The sequence below is a fragment of the Terriglobales bacterium genome (genome assembly GCA_035764005.1).
In the GTDB taxonomy this organism is placed as follows: Bacteria; Acidobacteriota; Terriglobia; order Terriglobales; family Acidobacteriaceae; genus Gp1-AA112.
Map to the genome: position 1 here is coordinate 66,364 of DASTZZ010000052.1, position 10,463 is coordinate 76,826.

General features: G+C 54.7%; 5 protein-coding genes. 2 read left to right on the forward strand and 3 right to left on the reverse strand.

The window, feature by feature from the left end:
- Positions 1-90 precede the first annotated feature (90 nt).
- Positions 91-2,418 carry a glycoside hydrolase family 95 protein gene (locus VFU50_07750; GenBank protein HEU5232735.1) on the forward strand — a complete coding sequence of 776 codons (2,328 nt, stop codon included), beginning with the start codon at positions 91-93 and terminating at the stop codon, positions 2,416-2,418.
- 98 nt (positions 2,419-2,516) lie between these two features.
- Here VFU50_07750 and VFU50_07755 read toward each other — a convergent pair whose 3' ends face one another.
- Positions 2,517-5,774 carry a carboxypeptidase regulatory-like domain-containing protein gene (locus VFU50_07755; GenBank protein HEU5232736.1) on the reverse strand — a complete coding sequence of 1,086 codons (3,258 nt, stop codon included), beginning with the start codon at positions 5,772-5,774 and terminating at the stop codon, positions 2,517-2,519.
- Positions 5,775-5,889: 115 nt separating this feature from the next.
- Entirely contained in the window at positions 5,890-6,738 is an 849-nt protein-coding gene (locus VFU50_07760) for an IclR family transcriptional regulator (GenBank protein HEU5232737.1), read from the reverse strand.
- A 68-nt stretch (positions 6,739-6,806) separates the two neighbouring features.
- Between VFU50_07760 and VFU50_07765 the strand changes: the two genes are divergently transcribed.
- Positions 6,807-9,314: a glycoside hydrolase family 2 TIM barrel-domain containing protein gene (locus VFU50_07765; GenBank protein HEU5232738.1), complete on the forward strand. Its 2,508-nt coding sequence runs from the start codon at positions 6,807-6,809 to the stop codon at positions 9,312-9,314.
- A gap of 76 nt (positions 9,315-9,390) precedes the next feature.
- Here the strand turns inward: VFU50_07765 and VFU50_07770 are convergent, their stop codons facing one another.
- Positions 9,391-10,224 carry an IclR family transcriptional regulator gene (locus VFU50_07770; GenBank protein HEU5232739.1) on the reverse strand — a complete coding sequence of 278 codons (834 nt, stop codon included), beginning with the start codon at positions 10,222-10,224 and terminating at the stop codon, positions 9,391-9,393.
- Between the last annotated feature and the right edge of the window lie 239 nt (positions 10,225-10,463).

Here is a 10,463-nt window from a genome sequence, read left to right on the forward strand (position 1 = left end):
GGCGCCTTTCTCTTCTTCTCATCGCCTCTACTCATGTTCTTTTCAATTCGAGGTTGCGCTTGCCTGCTGATTGTCCTCGTACTGTGCCCAGTGTTTTCGAGTGCGCAGAATCAAGAGCGCAAGTACTACAAGCCTTACGACCTGAAAGATTCCGCAGTTCGATACACCGCTGAGGCTGCCGCTCCAGCCGACTCATTGGCTCTTTGGTATCGCCAGCCCGCGAACGAATGGACGGAAGCTCTGCCGCTGGGAAATGGACGACTGGGTGCAATGGTGTTCGGTGGGATTAACCGGGAAATTCTGCAATTGAACGAGGACACGCTCTGGGCAGGAGGTCCTTACGATCCCAGCAATCCCGACGCGCTCGCTGCGCTTCCCGAAGCTCGCAAATTGGTATTCGAAGCCAAATATAAGGAAGCAGAGGATTACATCAACGCACACATGATGGCGCATCCGCTGCGCGAGATGCCGTATCAACCGCTCGCGAACCTGGTGATTGACTTTCCGCAATCTACGTCAGTGTCCGGTTACCGACGAGAACTCAACCTGGATTCGGCAGTTGCGAGCATAGGTTACGCGGCACAGCAGGTGAAGTATCGACGCGAAGTGTTCATCAGCCCTGTTGATCACGTAATCGTGATGCACTTAGCAGCCGATAAGCCCGGCCAGATTAACTGCACGATCGGATTGCAGACGGAACAGCCCGCAGTGATTGCTACGGAGACACCTGCAACATTGCTGCTGACGGGCAACAACGGCGCGGCACAGGGGATCGCCGGCGCGCTGAAGTTTCAGGCTCGAGTTCGAGTAATTGCCAAAGGCGGCACCATTGCTGCGAGTTCCAATGCCCTTTCGGTCGAAGACGCCGACTCTGCAACGATCCTCATCGCGGCTTTTACCAGCTATAAGAGTTATAAGGATGTGAGCGGTGACCCACAATCTCTGACGAAAACGACGCTGTCTGCCGCAAGCAAGATGAGTTACGAACAACTGCGGGCGAGATCAGTTGCCGAGCACCAACGGCTTTTCAGGCGCGTCCAAATCAACCTTGGTAACAGTTCAATTCGGGAAGAAGTCCCGACGGATGAACGCATAGCGAGTTTCGCTGGCAACAACGATCCGGAAATGGCTGCGCTGTATTTTCAGTTCGGTCGTTATCTGCTTATCTCGAGTTCCCGGCCAGGTGGTCAGCCTGCCAATCTACAAGGCATTTGGAACGACAACATGCAACCGCCATGGGAGAGCAAGTACACCATCAACATCAATACAGAAATGAACTACTGGCCGGCCGAGGAGACCAACCTCGCTGAGACGGTGGAACCGCTGACAAAGATGGTGATGGATCTCGCGATAACTGGGGCGAGAACAGCAAAAGTCCAATATGGGGCTCACGGGTGGGTAGCCCATCACAATACAGACTTGTGGCGAGCCACGGCGCCGGTTGACAAAGCATCTGCGGGAATGTGGCCGATGGGAGGCGCCTGGCTATCGCTGGAACTGTGGGACTATTACGACTATTCCCGAAATCGGAATTATCTCGAGAAAATCTATCCCGTGCTGAAAGGCGCGTCGCAATTCTTCCTCGACACCCTGGTCGAAGAACCCAAACATCACTGGCTCGTGACAAATCCGTCGTTATCGCCGGAGAACAAACATCCTTACGGCAGCAGTATCGTCGACGGTCCCACGATCGACGAACAAATTCTCCGCGACCTCTTTGATAAAACGGCTCGCAGCGCAGAAATGCTTGGAATCGACAGCGATTTTCGGCAAAAGCTTCGCAATGACCGTGCCCGACTCGCTCCAAACCAGATCGGCCATGCAGGCCAACTGCAGGAGTGGCTCGAAGATTGGGACCTGGATGCGCCGCAGATGCACCATCGACATGTTTCACATCTTTTTGGGTTGTATCCGAGCTGGCAAATCAATCTGCGCGATACTCCGGCACTCGCAACGGCTGCACGTAAGTCGCTTGAGATCCGCGGTGATGAAGCGACCGGATGGGGCTTGGCATGGCGCTTGAACCTCTGGGCACGACTTCACGACGGCGAGCACGCATATAGAATTCTCACCCTGCTGGTTCGACCCGACCGAACTTATCCAAATATGTTCGACGCTCATCCGCCGTTTCAGATCGACGGCAATTTTGGCGGCACGGCCGGCATTGCGGAAATGCTTCTGCAAAGTCACTCGGAGGAGATTGAGTTGCTACCTGCCCTGCCGACGGAATGGCCAACTGGAAACGTAACCGGGTTACGCGCTCGTGGTGGCTTCGAAGTGGATATTCAATGGCGCCACGGCGAACTGACGTCAGCCAAAATCCGTTCTACGTTGAACAACTCTGCAACGCTTCGTTACGGCTCCGCGAAGAAAGTCATTCACCTGCGAGCGGGAGATAGTTTTGTTTGGAAGCCGTAAAGTACAGGTTCATTGCGCGAGATGATCAACATTCCTGCGGCGCAAAGAATCGCAGCCTCCATTATCCGGTTTAGATGAATGGAGGCCTCAATTCACCTTCAATAGGTGAGACGCAATCCGAGCTGCAGTTGCCGCATGGAACCTGCACCCGTAATCGTTCCGAAGCTTGAAGTTCCTACGGTCGCGCTGGGATTGTTCAGGTTGACGATGTTGAGTGCATTGGAAGCTTCTGCCCGAAACTCGATCTTGGCTCTTTCCTTAATTCGAAAATTCCGGAAGACCGCAAGGTCAACGTTCTTATATCCGGGACCGCTCAGGAAGTTCCGCGGCGAGTTGCCGTCAATCGGCTGACCAGTCACAGGATTGTTCTTCGCAAATGCCGCAGTGTTGAACCATTCGGCAGCACTCGGATTAGAGATTCGAGGATCTCCAATTAATTGAGCACGATCGTTGTTGGTGCCATCCAAGTTAGCGTCTGCGCCATTGGAAATGGTGAATGGCGTACCGCTCTGGAGCCGGACAATGGGCGAAATTGACCATCCATTGACGACATTGCGTATGAAGCCACTCCCGCCAGTGTAGTAGTCAGGCTGGAATGTGAGCGAGAGAACTGCCTGATGGCGCATGTCGATATCGGCGCGCGCACGATCGGCAGCCATATTGTTGACGTCCTGGACGCCGCCCTGCGCGGTGTTGTTATCGATCTGTACGCTGTCGAAAGACTTTGACCATGCATACCAACCATTGAACGTCAGATGATGCGACATGCGATGCTGGGCGCTGATCTGCAGTCCGTTGTAGGACGCGGTTTGATTTGAGCGCAGCGCGAGAATGGGTCCGAAATCCTGATCGGGCCGACGTGACTGGACATTCGCGGCGGCAGTGCTGGAATTTGCGTTTTGAGTTGGATAGTTCAGATCTGTCGCAAATGGCAAATTATGACTGAACGAACCTACATAGGCGATCTGGAAGCTCAGCCTTTGCGTGAGCTGTTGCTGAACTGAGAAGTTGAATTGATACGTATATGGCCATTCAAAGTTAGTTGCCGGACCGAAAACGTTGCCCTGCGGCAGGAAAGTGCCAGTGTAGGGGAAAGGAACAGTCTTCATTCCTCGGTAAGGATTCGACAGTGTAGACCCTGTCCCTTTGACGTTCGGGTTCAGAGTCAACCGGACCGCAAATGGCTCGAAATTGGACGTGGTGTTCCACTCATTTCCTGAGACGCTGCCGTAAAAGACTCCGGCGCCGGCTCGAATCGAGGTCTTGCCGGTTCCAAATGGGTCGAGGGCAAAGCCAAGACGCGGAGAAACGTGGTTCCAGCGAATCGGAACGATGCCGCGTGTGATACCGGGATCACCGGGAAACAGAAGCCCAACCGGAGCGTCTGGGCGCACCTTCGACTGCACCCCTGGAATAAACGTCGATTCCTTGTCTTGAGGATCGGTTGGCGGCGTTTGCACGTCCCAGCGCACACCCAGGTTCAACGTGAGCCGTGGAGTAACTCGGAAATCATCCTGCAAGAACAAGGCGGAATTCCAGGAATTGGTATAGCCATTCACCGGAGCATCCTGCGTAGCAGAATTGGGAATTCCCAATTCGAAATCCGCGAGCGCGCAGGACGGACACTTCGCACCCTTACTGCCGGGTAGCGTGGCTGTGCCGTTGAATCCGAACACACCATAGTTGTTTAACAGTGTTGCCTGAATATCTTTGTCCAGCGAAAGCTCTCCTCCAAACCGGAAGGCATGACGTCCGTGCGTTAGGCTGAACACATCACGCAGCGAATAGTAGTTTGTTCCCGCAACCGGTCCGGCAATTGCCTGCGTGAGGTTGAAGAATCCACTGATGCTGATCTGCGGCAGCGAAGGTGTACCTTCGATGATCGCCGCCGATCCCAAATCGGTCAGTGACGTTTGCGGCAGATTTAACCGGCCACCATAATTCCGCGTGTACCCAATCCAGGCCTGGTTCACCATATTTGCGTTCAAGTTCCAGGTATCGCTGACATTGGCATTGTGCTGCCGCCACGAAAATTGCTGGATCGACCATGGAACAGTGCCGCTACCTGCGCGAACTTTATTTTCCCCGCTGGTTTCGAAGTAACTGAAAGTAAGACGCTGTGTGTCATTCAAGTCGTGATCTACTTTGGCAAGGAACTCGTCAGTGTTATACGGATTGGGTATTACTCCCTGCCACTTGTTGTTAGCAAGGTTCGGAAGGGGTACATACTTGTTGATGATGTTCATCGCTACTGGATCAAGACCCGTTAGCTGATCATTTACATATCGCGTGCCGCCGTTAGGATTGCTGGCCGAGCTCGTCTGCGTCCCAGGAATCACAGGTTTCATTCCAGCAGATTGTGAGAAGTCTCCGTTGCGCTCCAAAGCGGACGGAACAATTGCCCCATTCAGGAAGGTGTTGGTGATTTGACGCAACCCCGCATAGGATCCGAAAAAGAAGGTCTTATTCTTGATAATGGGACCGCCAATTGTGCCGCCGAACTGATTTCGATGTAAGGGCGGTGTCGCGCCTGTGTTTCCCCAGTCGTTCGCGTTGAAGATGTTGTTCCGAACGAACTCGAAAAGAGATCCGTGAAAGTTATTCGTACCTGACTTCGTAATGGTGTTTACGATCCCATTCTGGAAGCGACCGTAATCGGCGGCATAGTTGTTGGTCTGAACACGGAATTCCTGGATGGCATCGGGATTCGGCAAGATGTTTCCGGTATTGCGCAGGCCGGTCATGTTGATACCGCCGTCGAGGTAGTAATTCACCGAGCCGGCGCCGGCGTCGACTCCGCCGTTGATCAGCGTGCGCTGTTCGGGATAACCGAGCACGATGCTGTTATCGTTGCGCTGCACTCCGGGAACGAGATCGAGCAGCGTGTACGGATTGCGATTCACGATCGGGAGATTCACCATCTCCTGCGTCTCAATCGTGCGGCCTATTTCGGGATTGGAAGTATTCACCAGCGGAATCTCCGAAGTGACGTCGATGGTTTCAGTGACTTGTCCGAGCTGAAGCTGTGCATCTACGCGTGCCGGCTGATCGGCCTGCAGCACGATGCCTGACCGCAACACCTTCTTGAATCCGTTCGCGCTGACTTCTACGTTGTAGTTCCCAATCGGCAGGAATTCGAGGTGGTACTCGCCTTGCGCACCGCTTTGCGCCGTACGCGTGAATCCAGTTCCCGTATTAGTAACCGTTACTTGAGCACCGGGAACAGCGGCGCCGCTCGAATCAGTAACCGTGCCGCTCATGTTGGTGGTTGTGACCTGTCCGATTGCCGCAGACAGCCCAATGAACAGACCGAAAAGAACTGCAAGGGCAATGAGCCCCGACTTGCGCACGCGCATCTTTCTATCCTCCAGCCCTCTTAAGGCTCTCTATCGTGTACCGCATTGCGATACCGTGTACCGCAATTGCGAATTGCCAAAGAAATGCCCGACTTTCGCCGGGCGGCTGATGTGCTTAGACCCCTATTGACTGACCTTTATGATTCTCCTGATATCGGCTATGCGTCGGCTCCGGTCGCATTCCTAATTCATGCGACAGCGCCTTGGCGATGGCCACGATCGACTCCGCAACCGCCGGAACTTTTTCGTGACTCAGCCGGAAAATCGGCCCCGAAACGCTGATGGCCCCAATCGGATATTCGCCGACGCTCCACACCGGCGCACCTACACAGAGCACGCCTTCTTCGTGCTCCTCATCGTCGATCGCGTAACCGAGGCTTCGCACCTTCGCCAAGTCGGCGCGAAGGTCAAGCATGTTGGTGATGGTCTTGCGGGTGAGCTGGTCGAGTCCGTGTTTGCGCACTGCTTCTTCGACCAGCACCTCGGGCAAATGGGCCATAATGGCCTTGCCTACGGCGGTACAGTAAGCCGGATTGCGCCGGCCGACGCTCGATGTGAGGCGCACGCTGCGCGATGGCTCGATCTTATCGAGATACACGACCTCGCCGTCGTCATAGACGCAAAGGTGCCCGGTCTCGCCGGTCTCGCGCACAGCGCGTTCAAGGAATGGCCGCGTTCTCTCGCGCAGATCAAGCTGTCCAATCGCTTTCGTTCCGAGCTCGAATAGCTTTAGCCCAAGCCGGTACTTTCCCGTATTGGAATTCTTTTCAATCAGCTTATGCCGTTCGAGCACCATGATCAGCCGATGCGCGGTGCTTTTGTGCAGTTTGAGCAATTCGGAGATCTGGGCGAGCGTGAGATCGGGCCCTTGATGCGACAACGCTTCCAACAAGGCCAGCGCGCGGTCGAGAACCTGTATCTGGTAGGGCGATTCCGCGTACCGTTTTGTCTTACTATGCGGCACGGCGGCCCATTATATGAAATCAAGAGATTCAGTCAAGCTGAATTTTGCGGTAAGTTGATTGCAAGGACATGGATCAATCCAACAAGTTCAGCCGTCGCGACTTTCTCAAAACCTCGGCTCTCGTAACTGCCGCCGCAGTTGCCACGCCTTCCGCGTTCACCACTGATCAGACTCCGAGACAAAATCCAGAGCGACTCATCACAGGCTGGGAGCACTGTCGAAGCTCTCTGAGCGGACCGTGGGATGTGTGGCATGGCTCATTCGATAAAAGCAAAGAGCACTGGAGTCAAGTCGAACTTCCCCACTGCTTCAACGCTCGCGAAGCCGTCGATCCTGACGAGAACTACTACCGTGGACAGGGCTGGTACCGTACCAATTTGAAACTCGCTAATCCCTTCCCCAACGGACGCACGCTGCTGCATTTTGAAGGCGCCGGTCAGAAATCCAAAGTATTCATCGATCTCGACCAGGTCGGAACTGAGCACGTAGGCGGCTACGACGAGTGGATCGTCGATATCACGGAGGCGGTAGCCAAAGCGCAGGCAAATCAGCAAAGCAAGAACGGCATTCCGCTGGCGATTGTCTGCGATAACTCGCGCGATTTGGAAATGCTGCCTTCAGATTTCAGTGACTTCAATCTTTATGGAGGCATCTATCGATACCTAAATCTCGTCTATGTCCCCGCGATCTGGATTGAGAGGCTCCACATCTTTTCTGCATTGCAGCCGAACGGCTCTGCAGAAGTACAGGTCCTGTCATTGGTTAACCTGCAAGCATTTCTCGAAGACAGCGGCCTCCGTCTCGGACCAGTGAGTATCGAAGTTCGCGTGCTCGATCCTTCAGGCCAAGTCGTTCACAGCTCAACCGTGAACGACGGAACTTGGAAGGGTGAACGCGTCCTGACGACGTTCACTATCTCGAAGCCAAAATTATGGTCGCCTTCGGCGCCGGCTCTCTACCGCTGCGAGGCCACTTTAAAGAGCTCGCATGGAGAGATGACGGTTTCGGAGCGCTTCGGCGTGCGTCATTTCGAATTCGTCACGCATGGCCCGTTCAAGCTGAATGGCGAGCGCCTGCTGATCCGCGGAACTCAGCGACACGAAGATCACGCGGGTATCGGCGCTGCCATGACCGAAGACCTGATCCGAAAAGAAATGCAGATGATCAAGGACGTCGGCGCGAACTTCATCCGCCTGGCGCACTATCAGCAATCGAGGATCGTTCTCGATCTCTGCGACGAACTCGGCATCATGGTGTGGGAAGAAATTCCATGGTGCCGAAGTGGAATCGGCAACGACGTCTGGCAGCAGCAGGCGCACCGTATGCTGCGCAACATGATCGACCAGCATTACAACCATCCCGCAGTCATCCTTTGGGGACTCGGAAATGAAGACGACTGGCCCGGAGAATTTCCGTCAGAAGATCAGCAGGCGATCCGCGCTTTCATGTCTCAGCTCAACGATGAAGCTCACAAGCTCGATCCCACGCGCATGACCAGTATTCGCCGCTGCGATTTCGCAAAAGATATTCCCGATGTCTACTCGCCGTCCATCTGGGCCGGCTGGTATCGCGGACGGTACACCGAGTACAAGAGCTCCGTCGAAGAAGAGATGCAGAAGGTAAATCACTTTATTCATATGGAGTGGGGAGGAGATAGCCATGCACGCCGCCACTCGGAAGATCCCGACAAAGTCATCGCACAGATCGCTACCGGCAAAGGCACCGACGAGCGTGGTCTGGACTTCCTGCGCACCGGCGGAATCGCTCGCGCATCACGCGATGGCGACTGGTCGGAGACCTACATCTGCAACCTCTTCGACTGGTATTTGAAAGAGCAGGAAACGATGCCTCTACTCACCGGCTCAGCGCAATGGATCTTCAAAGATTTCTCCACTCCAGAGCGCCCGGAGAATCCGATTCCCAAAGTGAACCAGAAGGGATTGGTCGAACGCGACTTTACTCCGAAAGAGGGCTACTACGTCTTCCAGTCATACTGGGCGGAGAAGCCAATGGTGCACATCTACGGACACACCTGGCCGATCCGGTGGGGCGACGCCGGTGAGGAGAAACTCGTGAAGGTCTATTCCAATTGTGAAACAGTCGAACTCATCGTCAATGGCCAGTCACAAGGAATAAAGACGCGCAATAGTCAGGACTTTCCTGCGGCCGGATTGCGTTGGATGATAAAGCTCGCCCCGGAGAATCACGTACGCGCTATCGGACGCAGGGGAAGTCGGACAGTGGAGGACGAAATCCATTTCCAATATCAAACACAGAAGTGGGGAAGACCAGCTCAGCTTCGCTTACGTGAACTCAGCCGAAATGGCGATGCAGTCACAGTTGAAACTCAGTTGCTCGATGCGAACGGACTGCTGTGCCTCGATGCGCGCAATCAGGTTCACTTTGGGATTTCGGGAGACGGTACGCTGATCGACGACCTCGGAACCGATACCGGCTCACGCGTGGTGGAACTCTACAACGGACGGGCGATGCTCTCGCTCAAACGTAACGGAGGAACGTCAGAGCTGAGCATCTCGTCGAAAAACATTCCGACCATTTACATGCTTGTGGTTTAGATCACCCCGCTTGGCGCCTGCTCCGTTCGCCTACTGACTCTCGTTGAGTCTATTCCATGGAGCGCCAGCATTCGCGTTATCGTGCAGCACCCATCGCCCGAGGCTCCAACGGCTTTTCCGGGATCTTTTGTGCGACGGCGTATCCAAGCGTTCGCGAGATCGCTGTGGCTGCGCTTTTTGCCGCTGCAGCAACTACCGGAACCCTCTCGCGGGTGACCCGCGTGGTCGGACCTGAGACGCTCAGGGCTGCCGCGATCTTTCCCGAGGCTTCGAAGATGGGCGCCGCAATGCAGCGCGAGCCCAAATAGGCTTCTTCATTGTCGATGGAATATCCGCGCTGGCGAATCAGGGCAAACTCTTTCCGCAACTGCACGGCGCCGCGAATGGTGTGCGGAGTGAAGCGCTCGAAGCTCATACCCTCAAAGAAATACTGTTGCTCCTCTTCCGGGATAAAGGACAGCATCGCTTTTCCCAAGGCGGTACAGTACACAGGACGCCGCATTCCAACTTGGGAAACCAGACGGAACGTGTGCGAGCTCTCCATGACATCGAGGTAGAGGACTTCGCGGCCGTCGAGCACCGCAATGTTCACCGTCTCGCCAGTCACGCGCCAGAGCTGTTGCAAAATGGGACGACTCAGTTTACGCAGCGTCGTCTGATACGACGCGCCCGAGGCCAGCCGCGCCAGCCGCACGCCGATCGCATACGCGCCCGACGAATCGCGAAAGACGTAGCCTTCGTGTTCCAGGTGCGCCAGAAAACGATAGGCCGTGCTCTTGTTGATTCCCGTCAACTGCGCCACATCTTTAAGCTGCAGACCAGACGGCGCAGCGTGCAGCGTTTCAAGAATATGGAGAACTTTGGTGACGACTCCCACCGGAGCCGATTTCGATTCGCGAGCCCTGATCATGGAATATTCCTCAAATCCGGGATAGGATGCCACAAATTTTATATTTTGAAACAAATATTTTTTATCTTGAATTGGTTGATAAATCCTTGCTATAGCAGATAGGTCCGTTCAGCTGCCGGGATGGCTGTCGAGCGCGTTTTACGCAATCCGGCGCCGCTACGGGGTGGAGGATCTATGCGTTTTGCGAAGAAATCGACTTTGCTGTCGATCTTTTTTTGTCTCGCATTTTGCTTGCCGGC